The sequence below is a fragment of the Hamadaea sp. genome, from assembly GCF_013362815.1.
In the GTDB taxonomy this organism is placed as follows: Bacteria; Actinomycetota; Actinomycetes; order Mycobacteriales; family Micromonosporaceae; genus Hamadaea.
The window spans coordinates 1-16306 of the sequence record NZ_JABFVK010000009.1 but is presented as its reverse complement, the minus strand read 5'-3'; the positions used below and the strand labels follow the sequence as shown (position 1 = coordinate 16306).

Genomic DNA, 16306 nt, shown 5'->3' with positions numbered 1-16306 from the left:
CGGACCATTCGTATGAAGGCCGCCGTCCTCGGTCAGCCGATCGAGCACTCGCTGTCCCCGGTGATCCACAACGCCGGGTATGCCGCTGCCGGGCTCGCCGGGTGGGCGTACGAGCGGATCGAATGCTCGATCGGGCGCTTGCCGGGGCTGATCGCGGAGCTGGGGCCGGAGTGGGCGGGCCTGTCGCTGACGATGCCGCTCAAGGAGGCCGGGCTGACCGTCGCGGACGAGGTGTCGCCCACCGCCGCGGCGCTTGGAGCCTGCAACACCCTGGTACGCCTGCCGTCCGGCGGTTGGCGTGCGGAGAACACCGACGCGCCTGGCATGGTCGACGCGCTGGGGTGGGCCGGGGTGACGAGCGCGCGGCGCGTTGCGATCCTGGGTGCGGGTGGCACCGCGCGGGCGGCGCTGGCGGCGGCGGGGGAGCTGAAGGCGGCCCTGATCGAGGTGCACGCCCGGCGCGCGGAAGCCGTGGACGAGCTGCGTCCGGTCGCGGAGCTGCTCGGTCTGCGGGAGCTGGTCCACGTGAAGTGGCCGTCTCCGATCAGGGTCGCCGAGGCCGATGTCGTGGTGTCGACGCTGCCGTTCGGCGTGGCCGACGACCTGACCGTGTCGTGGCGGCCGGAGACGGTCGTCTTCGACGCCGTCTACAAGCCCTGGCCGACGCCGTTGGCGGGATCCGCCGCCGCGGCCGGGTGCCGGATCGTCTCGGGCCTCGACCTGCTGCTGGCCCAGGCGGTGCATCAGTTCGAGATGTTCACCGGGGTCAGCGCGCCGGTCGAGGCCATGCGGACGGCTTTGTACAGCGCCGCTGCTTAGCTCTTCTGCCGCATAGCGCGCTGGATCAGGGTTCTCGGTCGAGTCTTGCCGCAAGATTCGACCGAGAACCCTGATCCAGCGCCCTCCGCAGTCAGCCGTTCACGTACGCGGCCAGATGCTCACCGGTCAGCGTCGAGCGCTTCTCGACGAGATCGGCCGGTGTTCCCTCGAAGACGACCCGCCCGCCGTCGTGGCCTGCGCCGGGGCCGAGGTCGATGATCCAGTCGGCGTGGGCCATGACGGCCTGGTGGTGCTCGATCACGATGACGGACTTGCCGGATCCGACCAGTCGGTCGAGCAGCCCAAGCAGGTGCTCGACGTCGGCGAGGTGCAGGCCGTTCGTCGGCTCGTCGAGGACGTAGACGCCACCCTTCTCGGCCATGTGCACAGCGAGCTTCAGCCGCTGCCGCTCGCCGCCGGACAGGGTGGTCAGCGGCTGGCCGAGGCTGAGGTAGCCCAGGCCGACGTCGGCCAGCCGATCGAGGATCGCGTGGGCGGCCGGCGTACGCGCCTCGCCGGAGCCGAAGAACTCCTCGGCTTCGGTCACCGGCATCGCGAGGACTTCGGCGATGTTCCGGCCACCGAGCCGGTATTCGAGGACGGAAGCCTGGAACCGCTTGCCCTCGCACTCCTCGCAGACCGTCGCCACCTGAGCCATGATGCCGAGGTCGGTGTAGATGACTCCGGCGCCGTTGCAGGCCGGGCACGCGCCCTCCGAGTTGGCGCTGAACAGAGCCGGCTTCACCCCGTTGGCCTTGGCGAACGCCTTGCGGATCGGGTCGAGCAGGCCGGTGTAGGTGGCCGGATTGCTGCGCCGGGAGCCGCGGATGCCGGTCTGGTCCACGCTCACCACACCGTCCATCTTGGACACCGAGCCGTGGATCAGTGAGCTCTTCCCAGAGCCCGCCACGCCCGTGACGACGACGAGTACGCCCAACGGGATGTCGACGTCGACGTTCTGGAGGTTGTGCGTACCGGCTCCGCGGATTTCGAGCTTGCCGGATGCCTTGCGTACCTTGGCCTTGAGGGTAGCCCGGTCGTCGAGGTGCCGTCCGGTCAGCGTGCCGCTGGCGCGCAGCCCTTCGACGGAGCCCTCGAACATCACCTCGCCACCGGCCGACCCCGCGCCGGGTCCCAGGTCGACGACGTGGTCGGCGATGGCGATCGCCTCCGGCTTGTGCTCGACGACGAGCACCGTGTTGCCCTTGTCGCGTAGCCGCTGGAGCAGCGTGTTCATCCGCTGGATGTCGTGCGGATGCAGTCCGATCGTGGGTTCGTCGAAGACGTAGGTGACGTCGGTCAGCGACGAGCCGAGGTGCCGGATCATCTTCGTCCGCTGCGCCTCACCGCCCGACAGAGTGCCGGACGGCCGGTCCAGGGACAGGTAACCGAGGCCGATCTCGACGAACGAGTCCAACGACTGCTGGAGCGCCGTCAGCAAGGGCGCGACCGAAGGCTCGTCGAGACTGCGTACCCATTCTGAGAGGTCGCTGATCTGCATGGCGCAGGCGTCGGCGATGTTGATGCCGTTGATCTTCGACGACCGGGCGGGCGCGGCGAGCCGCGTGCCTTCGCATTCCGGGCAGGTGGTGAAGGTGACCGCCCGCTCGACGAAGGCGCGGATGTGCGGCTGCAGGGCGTCGACGTCCTTGGAGAGGAAGGACTTCTGAATCTTCGGGATCAAGCCCTCATAGGTGAGGTTGATGCCGTCGACCTTGATCTTGGTGGGCTCCTTGCGGAGCAGGTCGTCGAGTTCCTTCTTGGTGAACTTCTTGATCGGCTTGTCCGGGTCGAAGAACCCGCATCCGCGATAGATCCGGCCGTACCACCCGTCCATGCTGTATCCCGGGATGGTCAGCGCGCCCTCGTTGAGCGACTTGTCCGCGTCGTACAACGCCGTCAGGTCGAAATCGCTGACCGTGCCCATGCCCTCGCAGCGCGGGCACATGCCGCCGGTGCTGCTCCGGGTGAAGGTCTCCGTCTTGGCTTCGCCCCGCTCGACGGTGATCGCGCCGGTGCCGGTCACCGACGGCACGTTGAAGGAGAACGCGTTCGGCGAACCGACGTGCGGCTTGCCCAGCCGGCTGAACAGGATGCGCAGCATCGCGTTCGCATCGGTCGCAGTGCCGACGGTCGAGCGGACGTTGGCGCCCATGCGCTCCTGGTCCACGATGATCGCGGTGGTCAGCCCATCGAGGACGTCGACCTCCGGCCGCGACAGCGTCGGCATGAAACCCTGCACGAAAGCGCTGTAAGTCTCGTTGATCATCCGCTGCGACTCGGCGGCGATCGTGTCGAACACCAGCGAGCTCTTACCCGATCCCGAGACGCCGGTGAAGACCGTCAGCCGCCGTTTGGGGATCTCGATGCTGACGTCCTTGAGGTTGTTCTCGCGCGCCCCGTGCACACGGATCAAGTCATGGCTGTCGGCAGCGTGCATCGTCACTCCGTCCTCACAGTTGCATCGGCCCGACCAAGGTAGCCGGGCCCACCGACACGCGGCGGACCCGGCTCGGCGTCGCGGGGTCTACTTGTCCTCGACGAGGCCCAGCACGTTCCCGTCGGTGTCGGTGAAGGTCGCCACGGTACGCCCGGGTCCGACCTCGCGCGGCTCGTCCTTCACCTTCGCGCCGGCGGCGGTCACCTCGGCGAGCTTGGCGGCGATGTCCGACACGTGCCAGTACGCCACCGGCGACGACATGCTCTGCGGCCCACCCTGGGGTACGAGCCCGATGTGCTGGCCGGCCACGTCGTAGCCGACGTAGTAGTCGGAGTCGGCCTGCGGCTCGATGCCGAGCAACGCGGTGTAGACCGCCTTGGCGGCCGCCAAATCCGACACCGGGTGCAGAACGGTCTTGATGCCCTCGTTGGAGACGTCAGTCATGGTCACTCCTAGTTCGCGTAATTGCCCTCTGAGCTCACGCTACGTGCTCGGGGTGGACCGTGCTTCTCCATTCCTGATCGATCCCCGTACGCCATCCGCCGAGGAGGCCGGGCCGACAGCTCATGATCGAGTTCCTTGTCGATCAGGGAGTTGGGGAGTCGATCAGGGTGCTACGGACGCGACACGCCGGCCGATCATGCCCGAAAGTTCATGATCGCGCGGAAGGCCCCGGAGAACCGCGGAAAGCCCCGGAGAACCGCGGAAAACCCCCGGGCCGTCAGGCGGCGACAGGCCGAAGCTGCTCCCGAGTCAGCAGCGAGACGACGACAAGCGAGGCGAGGGCGAAGCCGAGCATGACAGCGGCCATGGGAACGCCGCTGGCCGCGCCCAGACCCGCGACGAGCGGCCCAGCGAAAGCGCTGATGGCGGACTGCGTAGCGCCCATGAAGGCGGCGGCGGTCCCGGCCATCTCCGGGTGCTGGTCGAGCGCGAGCGCGGTGCTGTTCGGAAACACCATGCCGAGGCTGCCGATGAACAGGAACAGCGTCAGCATGACCAGCGGCAGGCTGCCCGTCTCCGCCCCGGCCAGCAGCACGGCGGTCGCTCCCAGCCCGATGAACAGCGCGATGAAGAGCAGGGCGCGGGGCGTACGGCGGCCGACGATCCGGGCCGAGATCTGCCCGGCGGTGACCAGGGCGATCGCGTTGAGCCCGAAGATCAGCCCGTAGGTCTGCGGCGACACTCCGAAGACGTCCTGCAACACGAACGAGCTGCCCGACAGGTACGCGAATAGCCCGGCGAAGCTGAGTCCGCCCGCCAGCGAGTACCCCAGGTAGCGGCGATCGGTGGCGAGCCGGCCGAAGCCGCGCAGCACCGTCGTCAGCCCGCCCGTCCGGCGTACCGCGGCGGGCAGGGTCTCCGGCAGGAAGCGGAGGATCGCGACGCCGAGCAGCACGCCATAAGCCGCGAGCACCACGAAGATGCCCCGCCAGCTGGTGAACCGCAGGACCGCCGCGCCCACGGTCGGTGCGACGACCGGCGCGACGCCGAAGACGAGCAGGATGCGCGACAGGTAGCGGGAGGCTTCGGCGCCCGAGTACAGGTCACGGACGACCGCCCGCGAGATCGCCGTCCCGAACCCGCCGCCGACGCCCTGGAGCAGCCGCAGCGCCACCAGGACCGGGATGCTGGGCGCGAACGCGATGAGCAGCGAGCTGATCGCGAACATCGCCGTGCCCACTAGTGCAGGTCCGCGGCGGCCGAATCGGTCCGAGATCGGCCCGCCGAGCAGCTGCCCGATCCCGAGCCCCACCAGCGCCGCGGTCAGCGTGAGCTGCACCTGGGCCGGGGCCACCGCCAGGTCGTCGGCGATCGCGGGGAAAGCCGGCAGGTACATGTCGAAGGAGAACGCCCCGACCGCGCTCTGTCCGGCTAGGACGGTCACCAGCAGGCCGGGCCGCAAACGCTCGCTCACATGCTCGGCCAACGCGTCACTCACGCTTTCCATTTCTTGATACGCAGACAGTAGCGGTCGTCACACGACACGTTCGGGCGAGCGCAACTGGGTGACGCCACGCACCAGGAAGACGCCGTACGTCGAGGCGACCATCACGAAGACGGCGACGGCCACGAAAGCGCCCATGCCGATGGTCGAGGCGAGCAGCGGCGCGACCGCGATCGCGATCGGCTGGAGAGCGAAGTTGCCGATGGACTCCAGCGAGAAGACCCGGCCGTGGACTTCGGCCGGGAACTCCGTCTGCAGCGCGGTGAACCAGAGCACGAAGAAGACGCCGATGCCGGCCCAGGCCAGCACCTCGACCCCGCACCACAGCGGCAGCGACACCGGCAGTGTGAGGCACAGCGGCAGGATCGCGCACGGCATCAGCGCGTTCATCGCCCACAACCCGGGACGTTTCGTGCGGATCTTCCCGGCGACCGCCGAGCCCAGCATCATGCCGATCGAGGCGGAGGCGGACAGCCATCCGTACGCCTCCGGCCCCCACCGTTGCTGGCTGACGATCGGGACTAGGGCGTAGTTCGGGGCGAACAGGAAGAACACCTGCAACGTCCCCTGGATCATGATCACCAGGGCCCAGGGGCGGCGGCGTACCTCCTGGACGCCGTCGCGCGCCTCGGCGAGCACGGCGCGCACGCCCGGTGTCACGTCCCCCGTACGCAGGGCGGGCAGCCGCAGCCAGAGCAGCGTCACCAGGCTGACGGCGTAGGTGGCGAGGTCGACGGCGAACGCGCCGCGGGCCCCGACCGTGGCGATCAGTACGCCGCCGAGCAGCGCGCCGCCGGCCGCGCCCAGCCGCTTGGTAGCCGATTCGAGTGCGTTCGCCTTCTGCAGCAGTTCCGCCGGAACCACCTGCGGCATGGCTGCCCGGTGCGCGGGCTGGTAGATCGCGCCGCCGACGCCGACCAGGCAGGCGGCCGCCATGAGCAGCGCGAGCGGCCCGGACTGGGCGAACGCGAGGAACCCGGCCACCCCGACCACGCAGATGGCGTCCGAGATCGCCATGACCATGCTGCGGGAGTAGCGGTCGGCGATCACCCCGCCGAACAGCAACAGCAGCACCCCGGCCAGCGCCTGGGCCGCGATGACCAGACCGAACGCGGTCGCACCCCGAGCCGGCAGGACGAGCGCGGGCAATGCGATCAGCGAGACGGAACTCCCGACGACGCTGGTCACCTGGCCGAGCCAGAAGGTCAGATAGCGGGGGTACGCGAACAGGTCGCGATAACTCGGCGAACTCGGCGGGGCGGCGTCGGCGGTGGTCACGCCGTCATCCTGCTGTTTTCGCCGACCGTGATCAAACTAGTTTGACCGAGCCGCAACTGCGCGTACGCCCAGCCACGCCCGGTGATGCGACCGGTGCGCCGCCTCGACTACGGTCAGCCCCGCCTCCGCCATCAACACGGAGAGCGACTCGAGCCGGTGGTACGCGAACCACCGCAGCCCGTCGCCGCCGTAGCCATGGCGTTCCCAGCCCTCGCTGTCGCCCTCGGCGACCACGAGGTGCACCGCTCCACCCGGCCGGACGACCCGGGCGAACTCGGCCAGTACGCCGGGGACATCGGCATGCGGGATGTGCAACAACGCCGCCTGGCACCACAGCCCGTCGAGGGAGCCGTCCCGCAGCGGCAGCGTACGCATGTCGGCCTGGGCCACTCCGGTACGCCCGCCGGCCCGCAGCATCTCGGCCGAAAGGTCCAGCCCGACCGCGCGGAAGCCCATCGCCCGCAACAGACCCAGATCGCGGCCGGGTCCGCAGCCGACGTCAGCCACCCGCGAATCGCCAGATATCCGACTTGCCAGCCAGTTCAGGTCGTCCGCCAGCTCCGGATAGCCCTCGGCCTGCGCCCGGGCGAAGCCGGTGGCGATCTCGTCATACGTCGATCGGGTAACGGACACCGCATCTGCCATGGCGTGGAGGGTACGCCCGGCGTTAATGTTGCCGCTCTCCGTGCGGGTGACGATGCTGGTGGGAGGCCGGGTGGACGCCGTGGAGCTGCAACGGCTGCATCGACTCGTCATCGAGTTCCTCGGTGACGTCGCGGTCGACGTGCTGGACTATCCGACCGGTGCGATCGCCGTGACGATATACCGCCACAACCGGGTCGCCGTCCTCGACGGAATGGCCGACCGGTCGCAGTGGGGCGTCACGGTCATCACCGAGCCCGAGTACTTCCATGCGGGCTACGACCAGGTCTTCGAAACACTCGCCGAGGCGCTCGCGTACCTCCGCGACCGCACCTGACCGTTGATCATGAACCTAAGGTCCCACCGGGCGGCGTGTCGCACCCCCTAGAACCATGATCAATCTCGGAGGGACCAACATGATCATGGGCGGTCATGATCAGTGGAAGATTCGCGGTGCCATGACCCCACATTTTCTCCGTTGATCTCCGCCAAGAACGTCGGACGCCGACGATCGTCTGTACGCGATCCGCCAAACTGTCGGGAACCGACGGTCATGGCCACTCGCGCTTTGCCAACAGGCTCGAGGTTCATGATCAACGGGAAGAGAGGCAGCATGTGAGACGCGAGGCACGGCGTGACAGAGGCCGCCGACAGCGCGTGACAGACTGATCAGGTGTTGCGTTGGTTGACCGCAGGAGAGTCGCACGGGCCGTCGCTGACCGCCGTGCTCGACGGCCTGCCCGCCGGAATCGAGATCACGAGCGCCGTCATCGGCCGGGACCTGGCCCGGCGGCGGCTCGGGTATGGCCGGGGCGCCCGGATGGCGTTCGAGCAGGACGTCGTCACCGTGACCGGCGGTGTCCGGCACGGGGTGACGCTCGGCAGCCCGGTGTCGATCATCGTGGGCAACTCCGAGTGGCCCAAGTGGGAGACGGTGATGGCGGCCGACCCGGTCGACTCGGAGCTGCTCGCCGCGCAGGCCCGCAACGCGCCGCTGACCCGGCCGCGCCCGGGACACGCCGACCTGGCCGGGATGCAGAAGTACGGGCACGTCGACGCCCGGCCGATCCTGGAGCGCGCTAGTGCCCGCGAGACGGCGGCCCGAGTCGCTGTGGGTGCGGTCGCCAAGGCGCTGCTGCACCAGGGACTCGGCATCGAGATCGTCTCGCACGTCGTCGAGCTGGGATCGGTCGCCGCCAAGCCGGGGCTGGTGCCGGTGCCGGCCGACGCCGAGCGGATCGACGCCGATCCGTTGCGCTGCCTCGATCCGGAGGCGAGCGCGGCGATGGTTGCCGAGGTCGATGCGGCGAAGAAAGACGCCGATACGCTCGGCGGAGTGGTCGAGGTGCTGGCGTACGGAGTGCCGCCGGGCCTCGGCAGTCACACACAGTGGGATCGCAAGCTCGACGCCCGGCTGGCCGCCGCCCTGATGTCGATCCAGGCGATCAAGGGCGTCGAGATCGGCGACGCCTGGATGCAGGCCCGTTCACGGGGTTCGGTGGCCCACGACGAGATCTTCCCGAGCCCGGACGGCGTACTGCGCAACACCGATCACGCCGGTGGCCTCGAGGGCGGCATCACCAACGGTCAGCCGATGCGCGTACGCGCGGCGATGAAGCCCATCTCCTCGCTCAACCGGGCGCTGAACACGATCGACGTCACGACCGGCGAATCCGCGACGGCGATCAACCAGCGTTCCGATGTATGCGCGGTGCCGGCCGCGGCCGTGGTCGCCGAGGCGATGGTCGCATTGGTGCTGGCCGAGGCGGCACTGGAGAAGTTCGGCGGGGACTCGATCGCCGAGATCCGCCGTAACCTCGACGGCTACCTGGCGAACCTGGTGATCCGATGAGCCGCCCGGTCGCGGTGCTCGTCGGCGCACCCGGCAGCGGCAAGACCACCGTCGGCGAGCTGCTCGCCGAGGCGCTGGGCGTACGGTTCCGGGACGTCGACGCCGACATCGTGGCGAGCGCCGGCAAGCCGATCTCCGACATCTTCGTCGACGACGGCGAGGACCATTTCCGGACGCTTGAACGGGCTGCTGTCGCCGCGGCGCTCGCTGAGCACGAGGGCGTGGTGTCCCTGGGCGGCGGGGCGATCCTGGCCGAGCCCACGCGAGCGCTGCTGGCCGGGCACACCGTCGTCTATCTGAGCGTCGAACTCCCCGACGCGGTCCACCGGATCGGGCTCGGCCAGGGCCGGCCGCTGCTGGAGCTGAATCCCCGGGCCACCCTGAAGTACCTGCTGGACCAACGGCGTCCGCTCTATGAAGAGGTCGCGACGATCACGGTGAAGACCGACGGCCGCGAGCCGGCCGAGATCGCCGCCGAACTCGCCGGGGCGCTCGGCCGCTGACGCGTGTCCGGCGGACGTCTCCGTCAGGGGCAGGGCTTCTCGACCAGGCCCGGGCTCGGCCAGCCGGAGTCCGGCAGGATGTCGGCGAAGGCGGTCGTGGCGCCGCCCCCGCCGGAGCACCACGGCGGAACGTATGAATACTTCTTCACGAAGGTGTTCGAGCCGGTCCCGGTGACGCTGATGTTCCGCTGCAGGCCGGCCCCGCCGCTGCCGATGCCGCTGATGATGAGCGTGGTCGAGCTGGAGCCGTAACCGGTGGTCTGAATGGTGACCGTGACGTTGAACGTCGAACCGGAGAACGCGGCGGCCAGCTTGACCGACTTGATCACGAGCTTGGGCTTCGGCGACGGCGGCTTCGTGGTCGTGCGGACGGCGCTCGGCGATTTCGTGGGCTTCGGCGAACCGCTGGCGGCTGGGCTGGATGTCGGCGAATTCGTCGGGACGGCGCTGGCCGACGGAGACGAACTGCTGCCCGCGCCGACCGTCGGGGTGCTCTGGGCAACCGTCACGGGTTCTTCGGGACCGCAGGCTGCGGCACCGGCGAGAGCCACGATGACCACGACCCAGACTGACAAGATCCGACGCACAGCGGCACACGCTAAGACGATCCGGAGGATGAGACAAGGCCACCGGTGAAAGCTTGACGATCATGTGATCCGATACGCTGACCACGATGGAGACGACAGCCATTCCAGTTGGCGGACCGAAGCCCTACGACGTGTTCGTGGGACGTGGGCTGCACGATGAACTGCCCCGGCTGACCGGGAAGGCGACTCGGGCTGCGGTGATCTTCACGCGTTCGGTCGAGCATTACGCCCAGCACGCAGCGCACTCGCTGATCGACGCCGGGCTGAGCGTACTGCCCGTCGAGATCCCCGACGCGGAGTCGGGCAAGTCGCTCGCGACCGCGCAATTGTGCTGGGATGCCCTCGGTGCGGCCGGCTTCACCCGCTCCGACGTCATCGTCGGCGTCGGCGGGGGAGCGGCGACCGACCTCGCCGGCTACGTGGCCGCCTGCTGGCTGCGCGGCGTCGCCTGGATTCCGATGTCGACGAGCATCAACGGCATGGTCGACGCCGCGATCGGGGGCAAGACCGGGATCAACGTCGCCGCCGGGAAGAACCTCGTCGGCGCGTTCCATCCACCGGCCGGGGTGCTGTGCGAGCTGTCCGCCCTCGACACCCTCCCCGCGGATCAGCTGCGTGCCGGACTCGCCGAGGTGGTCAAGGGCGGGTTCATCGCCGACCCGGTGATCCTCGACCTGTTCGAGGCCGGCCTTTCGGCCGCGATCGACCCCGCCGGGCCCGTGCTGCGCGAGCTGATCGAGCGGAAGGTACGCGTCAAGGCCGAGGTCGTCGCCGAGGACCTGACCGAACAGGGCCGCCGCGAGATCCTCAACTACGGGCACACCCTCGGGCACGCCATCGAACGGGTCGAGGGCTACACCTGGCCGCACGGGCACGCCGTCGCGGTCGGGATGGTGTACGCCGCGCTGCTGTCCCGGCGTACCGGCCGGGTCGACGTGGTGGACTGGACCCGGCGCATCCTGACCGAGCTGGAGTTGCCGGTGACCTATCGCGCGGACGCCTGGGAGCAACTGCTGCCCGCGATGCGCGTGGACAAGAAGGCGCGTGGCGCCGCGCTGCGGTTCGTCCTGCTGGACGAGGTCGCGAAGCCGGTGACCGTGCCGATCGAGGACGAGGCGCTGCTACGCGCCGCCTACGAGGAGCTTGTACGGTGACGAAGGTTTATGTCTTCAACGGGGTGAACCTGGGCCGTCTGGGTACCCGGCAGACCCTGATCTACGGCGTGACCAGCTACGAAGACCTGGTCAAGATGTGCGTCGCCGAGGGTGAGCGGCTCGGTCTCGAGGTCGAGTGCCGGCAGACCGACGACGAATCCGAGATGATCCACTGGCTGCACGCCGCCGCGGACGAGGCCGTTCCGGTGGTGCTCAACTCGGCGGCGTGGAGCCACTACTCGTACGCCCTCCGCGACGCCTGCGCCATGCTCAAGGCACCCCTCGTCGAGGTGCACATCTCGAACATCCACGCGCGCGAGGAGTTCCGGCACCACTCGGTGATCTCGGCCGTGGCCACGGGCGTCATCGCCGGGCTCGGCGTCGACGGTTACCGGCTCGCGCTGTCCCACCTGTCGCGGGTGATCACCGACACCTCGGCTCCAGCAGCCTGATGACCGGCCGGTAAACTGGTCCGGCTTGTTCGTTATCAATTTCGCATACCCGGGAGCTTTTCCAGTGGCCAGCACGAACGACCTCAAGAACGGCATGGTGCTCAACCTCGACAACGAGCTGTGGGCCGTGGTCGAGTTCCAGCACGTCAAGCCTGGTAAGGGCCCCGCGTTCGTGCGGACGACCCTCAAGCACGTGCTCTCGGGCAAGGTCGTCGACAAGACCTTCAACGCGGGCACCAAGGTCGAGACCGCCAACGTCGACAAGCGTTCGATGCAGTACCTGTACGCCGACGGCGAGGACTACGTCTTCATGGATCTGGACACCTACGACCAGATCCACGTCAACGGTGCGACCGTGGGCGACAACGCCAACTACCTGCTGCCCGAGGCCGAGGTGGTCGTCGCCACCCACGAGGGCGCCCCGCTGTACGTCGAGCTCCCGACGTCGGTCATGGTCGAGGTCACCTACACCGAGCCCGGCCTGCAGGGCGACCGCTCGACCGGCGGCACCAAGCCGGCCACCATCGAGACCGGCGCGACCGTCCAGGTTCCGCTGTTCATCACCACCGGCGAGAAGATCAAGGTCGACACCCGCGACGGGCGTTACCTGGGCCGTTCCTGATGGCTGAGGCGCCGAAGTCGCAGATGCCCGCTCGCCGCAAGGCGCGCAAGCGGGCTCTGGACGTCCTCTACGAGGCCGACCTGCGCGACCGCAACATCGCCAAGACGCTGTCGGAGTATGTCGAGCGCCTGGAATTTCCACGCCCGGAGCACCTGCCGTACGCCGTGTCGCTGGTGGAGGGCGTCGCCGCCCACCTCGACCGAATCGACGAGCTGATCGCGAGCTACGCGGAGGGCTGGACGATCGACCGTATGCCGGTCGTCGACCGCAACCTCGCCCGGATCGCCGTCTACGAGCTGCTCTACGTCGAAGACGTCGACGACCCGGTAGCGATCACCGAAGCAGTAGAGCTAGCGAAAGAGCTCTCCACCGACGATTCACCCAGGTTCCTCAACGGAATTCTCGGCCGCATAGCCGACTATGCCCATTAACGGCGGGGCTTGCTGGGTCTATTTCTAACTCTAGGTAAGAAAACGGCCGCCATTTGGTCATCTGGCAAGGCGCACGACGCCGACGTTGGCTCGGGCCAACGAGGTGTCGAGCAACGCAGCCAGGGGCCAAATGGCGGCCGATTTTCAGGTCAGCTACCTGCGAAGAAGGCTCGCGGGTCCGGGACGAGGACGCCGAGTTCGGCGAGGCGGTCGGTGAACTCCGACGGCGACTTGTCGTACATGATCGCCAGCGCTCGCATGTCGTCCGCGCGGATCGACAGGATGCGGCCGTTGTAGTCGCCGCGCTGCTGCTGGATCGCGCGGGCGTACCGGGCGACGTAGCCGAGCTCCTCGTTCGAGGACTCGTAGAGCTTCTCGAGGTCGAGAACGATCTTGGTGGCGCGCTCCTCGCTCTGCTTGACCTCGGCACCGTCGGGGAGCAGCTCCGAGACCGGGACCCGGTAGAAATCGGCCAGCTCGGCGAGGCGCGAGACGGTCACCGCGCGGTCGCCCCGCTCGTAGGAGCCGACCACCACGGCCTTCCAGCGGCCGTTCGACTTCTCCTCCACGCCCTGCAGGGAGAGGCCCTGCTGAGTGCGGATCGAGCGCAGCCGGGCACCCAGTGACCTGGAGTATTCCGTCGACATTCAGACCCTCCCACAGTGCTGATCCACGAGTGATCGTTACGCAGCGTGACGGTACGTCGGTTACGCGCTGTGGTCAAGTGCTGCTAGCCCACTTGTTGGTACGCGCATGGGCCGAACGGTCTCCCCGGGCCTGCCTGAATCGGCGGGACGACCCTCACATTGGCTGCTCACGTACGCCTTGATAGGGTCGGTGAGATCTCTGCAGACACTCTTTAATCCCGTCCCGTGAGGCGGGGAAGGGGGTCCCTGTTGGCCTACAAAGTCATTCTCTCAGAAGCGGACATTCACCGCGTTCTCGACAGAATCGCTCATCAGATCCTGGAGAAGACCCAGGGCGCGAGCGACGTCGTCTTGCTCGGCGTAGCCACTCGCGGCGTACCGCTGGCCCATCGGCTGGCCGACCGCATCAACGCTTTCGAGCAGGTGAAACTCCCCGTCGGCACGCTCGACATCACGCTCTACCGCGACGACCTCGGGCGGCAGTCCACCCGTGCGGTCGGCCGGACGGAGCTGCCCAGCGGTGGCATCGACGGCGGCAAGGTGATCCTCGTCGACGACGTGCTCTACTCCGGGCGTACGGTGCGGGCGGCGCTCGACGCGATCAGTGATCTCGGCCGCCCGGCGGCGGTCCAGCTGGCCGTCCTCGTCGACCGGGGCCACCGCCAGCTGCCGATCCGGGCCGACTACGTCGGCAAGAACATCCCCACCTCCCTCGTCGAGCAGGTCAAGGTGCTGCTCAGCGAGGTCGACGGCGTGGACGAAGTCCGGCTGACCGGCGAAACGACGGAGGCGTGAAGTGATCAAGCATCTGCTCTCCGCGGCCGATCTCGACGCCGCGACCGCCACCCAGATCCACGACATCGCCGCCGAGATGGCGACCGTCGCGGGCCGGGAGGTCAAGAAGCTGCCCACGTTGCGGGGCCGCACGGTGGTCAACCTCTTCTACGAGGACAGCACGCGTACCCGGACCTCTTTCGAGGTGGCCGCGAAGCGGCTGTCGGCCGACGTCGTGAACTTCTCGGCCAAGGGCTCCAGCGTCGAGAAGGGCGAGTCGCTCAAGGACACCGCCTGGACGTTGCAGGCCATGGGCGCCGACGCGGTGGTCATCCGGCATCCCGCTTCGGGCGCGCCGCACCGGCTCACCCACTGGGTGCACGGCAGCGTCCTCAACGCCGGTGACGGTACGCACGAGCACCCCACCCAGGCGCTGCTCGACACGTACACGATGCGCTCCCGCATGGGCAAGGTCGAGGGACTCAACGTGGCGGTCGTCGGCGACGTCCTGCACAGCCGGGTGGCCCGATCGAACGCGCTGCTGCTGCACACGCTGGGCGCGAAGGTGACGCTGGTCGGCCCGCCGACGCTGGTGCCGCCCGCGTTCGCCAACCTCACGCCGAGCCTGCGGGTCAGCTACGACTTCGACTCGGTGCTGCCCGACGCCGACGTGGTGATGATGCTGCGCGTCCAGAAGGAGCGGATGAACGCCGCGTTCTTCCCCTCGTCGCACGAGTACTACAAGCGCTACGGGCTCGACAGCGCCCGGCTGCGCCGGATGCCGGACCACGCGATCGTCATGCACCCCGGCCCGATGAACCGCGGCGTCGAGATCGCGCCCGAGGTGGCCGACTCGCCCCGCTCCACCATCGTCGAACAGGTCGCCAACGGCGTCTCCGTTCGGATGGCCTGTCTGTACTTGCTGCTTGGAGGTCGTTCGTGAGCTACCTGATCCGCAACATCAGCGTGCTGGGCGGTGCTCCCGTCGACCTGGTCGTCCGCGACGGCGTCATCGCCGAGAGCGCCGACGGCACCGAGGAGGTCATGGACGGCGCCGGGCTGATCGCCCTGCCCGGGCTGGTCGATCTGCATACCCACCTGCGTGAACCGGGCCGGGAGGACGCCGAGACGGTGCTGACCGGCTCGCGGGCGGCCGCGCTCGGCGGATACACCGCGGTGTGCGCCATGGCCAACACCAGCCCGGTCGCCGACACCGCCGGCGTCGTCGAACAGGTCTGGCGGCTGGGCCGCGAGGCCGGACTGGTCGACGTCCAGCCGATCGGCGCGGTCACGGTCGGCCTCGGCGGCGAGCAGCTGGCCGAGCTCGGCGCGATGGCCGACTCGGCGGCCAACGTCCGGATCTTCTCCGACGACGGCATGTGCGTGCACGACCCCCGGCTCATGCGGCGGGCCCTGGAGTACGTGAAGGCGTTCGACGGCGTCATCGCTCAGCACGCCGAGGAGCCCCGGCTCACCCAGGGCGCGCAGATGCACGAGGGCGACGTCTCCGCCCGCCTCGGATTGACCGGCTGGCCGTCGGTCGCCGAAGAGGCGATCATCGCCCGCGACGTGCTGCTCGCTGCGCATACGGGAGCTCGGTTGCACGTCTGCCATGTCTCGACGGCGGGCAGCGTCGACATCATCCGGCAGGCCAAGGCCCGGGGCGTACGCGTCACCGCCGAAGTAACGCCGCATCACCTGCTGCTGACCGACGAGGCGGTCGGCGGTGCGATCGACGGCACCGCCCCCTACGACCCCGTGTTCAAGGTCAACCCGCCGCTGCGGACCGACACCGATGTGCAGGCACTCCGCCGGGGGCTGATCGACGGCACGATCGACGTCGTCGCCACCGACCACGCCCCGCACGCCGCGCACGACAAGGAATGCGAGTGGGCGTACGCCCGGCCGGGCATGCTCGGCCTGGAGACGGCGCTGCCCATCGTGCTGCACACGGTCGGTGACGAGTTGGGCTGGGACGGCATCGCCGACCGCATGTCGCGTACGCCGGCCCGCATCGCCGGGCTCGACGAGCACGGCCATACCCCGGTCCCGGGTTCCCCGGCGACCTTCACTTTGATCGATCCGCAGGCCCGGTTCACCGTCGATCCGGCCGCGCTCGCCAGCCTCAGCGCCAACACCCCGTACGCGGGGATGGAG

At 68.8% G+C, this 16306-nt stretch carries 19 protein-coding genes; 12 read left to right on the top strand and 7 right to left on the bottom strand.

Going from position 1 to position 16306, the window contains the following annotated elements:
* The first annotated feature begins 12 nt into the window (after positions 1-12).
* A complete protein-coding gene (locus tag HOV77_RS03670; protein WP_290857550.1) occupies positions 13-819 on the top strand; it encodes a shikimate dehydrogenase in 807 nt (268 codons plus the stop codon).
* Between the two features lie 91 nt (positions 820-910).
* Here HOV77_RS03670 and HOV77_RS03665 read toward each other — a convergent pair whose 3' ends face one another.
* The 5 genes from HOV77_RS03665 to HOV77_RS03645 all read right to left on the bottom strand — a co-directional run bounded on the left by HOV77_RS03665 (position 911) and on the right by HOV77_RS03645 (position 7130).
* On the bottom strand, positions 911-3259 hold the full coding sequence (locus tag HOV77_RS03665) for an excinuclease ABC subunit UvrA (protein WP_290857542.1): 2349 nt from the start codon (positions 3257-3259) through the stop codon (positions 911-913).
* Positions 3260-3346: 87 nt separating this feature from the next.
* Positions 3347-3703 carry a VOC family protein gene (locus HOV77_RS03660; RefSeq protein ID WP_290857534.1) on the bottom strand — a complete coding sequence of 119 codons (357 nt, stop codon included), beginning with the start codon at positions 3701-3703 and terminating at the stop codon, positions 3347-3349.
* 277 nt (positions 3704-3980) lie between these two features.
* Positions 3981-5201, bottom strand: coding sequence for a multidrug effflux MFS transporter (locus HOV77_RS03655; RefSeq protein WP_290857530.1), 1221 nt, complete (start codon positions 5199-5201; stop codon positions 3981-3983).
* A 36-nt stretch (positions 5202-5237) separates the two neighbouring features.
* The gene (locus HOV77_RS03650) at positions 5238-6485 is read right to left on the bottom strand and encodes an MFS transporter (protein WP_290857527.1); all 1248 of its coding nucleotides are present in this window, start codon (positions 6483-6485) and stop codon (positions 5238-5240) included.
* A gap of 36 nt (positions 6486-6521) precedes the next feature.
* On the bottom strand, positions 6522-7130 hold the full coding sequence (locus HOV77_RS03645) for a class I SAM-dependent methyltransferase (protein WP_290857525.1): 609 nt from the start codon (positions 7128-7130) through the stop codon (positions 6522-6524).
* A gap of 25 nt (positions 7131-7155) precedes the next feature.
* Between HOV77_RS03645 and HOV77_RS03640 the strand changes: the two genes are divergently transcribed.
* From HOV77_RS03640 to HOV77_RS03630, 3 genes are all read left to right on the top strand, one after another.
* A complete protein-coding gene (locus tag HOV77_RS03640; RefSeq protein WP_290857523.1) occupies positions 7156-7464 on the top strand; it encodes a hypothetical protein in 309 nt (102 codons plus the stop codon).
* Positions 7465-7800: 336 nt separating this feature from the next.
* Entirely contained in the window at positions 7801-8979 is a 1179-nt protein-coding gene (aroC, locus tag HOV77_RS03635; protein WP_290857520.1) for a chorismate synthase, read from the top strand.
* Positions 8976-9482, top strand: coding sequence for a shikimate kinase (locus tag HOV77_RS03630; protein ID WP_290857513.1), 507 nt, complete (start codon positions 8976-8978; stop codon positions 9480-9482). The genes aroC and HOV77_RS03630 overlap by 4 nt, the downstream gene beginning before the upstream one ends.
* A 23-nt stretch (positions 9483-9505) precedes the next feature.
* On the opposite strand, the gene HOV77_RS03625 is transcribed toward HOV77_RS03630, so the two are convergent.
* Positions 9506-9811 (bottom strand): hypothetical protein, encoded by a 306-nt coding sequence (locus tag HOV77_RS03625; protein WP_290857507.1) that lies wholly within the window; start codon positions 9809-9811, stop codon positions 9506-9508.
* On the opposite strand from HOV77_RS03625, the gene HOV77_RS03620 reads away from it, so the two are divergent.
* The 5 genes from HOV77_RS03620 (at position 9804) to nusB (ending at position 12728) form a co-directional block, all read left to right on the top strand.
* Complete coding sequence (locus tag HOV77_RS03620) at positions 9804-10118, top strand: hypothetical protein (RefSeq protein WP_290857505.1); 315 nt, start codon at positions 9804-9806, stop codon at positions 10116-10118. The genes HOV77_RS03625 and HOV77_RS03620 overlap by 8 nt on opposite strands.
* Positions 10119-10155: 37 nt before the next feature.
* On the top strand, positions 10156-11223 hold the full coding sequence (aroB, locus tag HOV77_RS03615; protein WP_290857502.1) for a 3-dehydroquinate synthase: 1068 nt from the start codon (positions 10156-10158) through the stop codon (positions 11221-11223).
* Positions 11220-11675: a type II 3-dehydroquinate dehydratase gene (gene aroQ, locus HOV77_RS03610; RefSeq protein ID WP_290857500.1), complete on the top strand. Its 456-nt coding sequence runs from the start codon at positions 11220-11222 to the stop codon at positions 11673-11675. The genes aroB and aroQ overlap by 4 nt, the downstream gene beginning before the upstream one ends.
* A 64-nt stretch (positions 11676-11739) precedes the next feature.
* Positions 11740-12297: an elongation factor P gene (efp, locus tag HOV77_RS03605; protein WP_290857498.1), complete on the top strand. Its 558-nt coding sequence runs from the start codon at positions 11740-11742 to the stop codon at positions 12295-12297.
* Positions 12298-12320: 23 nt separating this feature from the next.
* Positions 12321-12728: a transcription antitermination factor NusB gene (gene nusB / locus HOV77_RS03600; RefSeq protein WP_290857830.1), complete on the top strand. Its 408-nt coding sequence runs from the start codon at positions 12321-12323 to the stop codon at positions 12726-12728.
* A 149-nt stretch (positions 12729-12877) separates the two neighbouring features.
* Here nusB and HOV77_RS03595 read toward each other — a convergent pair whose 3' ends face one another.
* On the bottom strand, positions 12878-13375 hold the full coding sequence (locus tag HOV77_RS03595; protein WP_253762227.1) for a transcriptional regulator: 498 nt from the start codon (positions 13373-13375) through the stop codon (positions 12878-12880).
* 249 nt (positions 13376-13624) lie between these two features.
* Here HOV77_RS03595 and pyrR point away from each other — a divergent pair, with 249 nt between their 5' ends.
* The 3 genes from pyrR to HOV77_RS03580 form a co-directional block, all read left to right on the top strand.
* Positions 13625-14170 (top strand): bifunctional pyr operon transcriptional regulator/uracil phosphoribosyltransferase PyrR, encoded by a 546-nt coding sequence (gene pyrR / locus HOV77_RS03590; RefSeq protein WP_290857494.1) that lies wholly within the window; start codon positions 13625-13627, stop codon positions 14168-14170.
* 1 nt (position 14171) lies between these two features.
* Positions 14172-15092, top strand: coding sequence for an aspartate carbamoyltransferase catalytic subunit (locus tag HOV77_RS03585; RefSeq protein ID WP_290857492.1), 921 nt, complete (start codon positions 14172-14174; stop codon positions 15090-15092).
* Positions 15089-16306: dihydroorotase (locus HOV77_RS03580; RefSeq protein WP_290857490.1), on the top strand; the 1218-nt coding region annotated here is incomplete at its 3' end. The genes HOV77_RS03585 and HOV77_RS03580, both read left to right, overlap by 4 nt.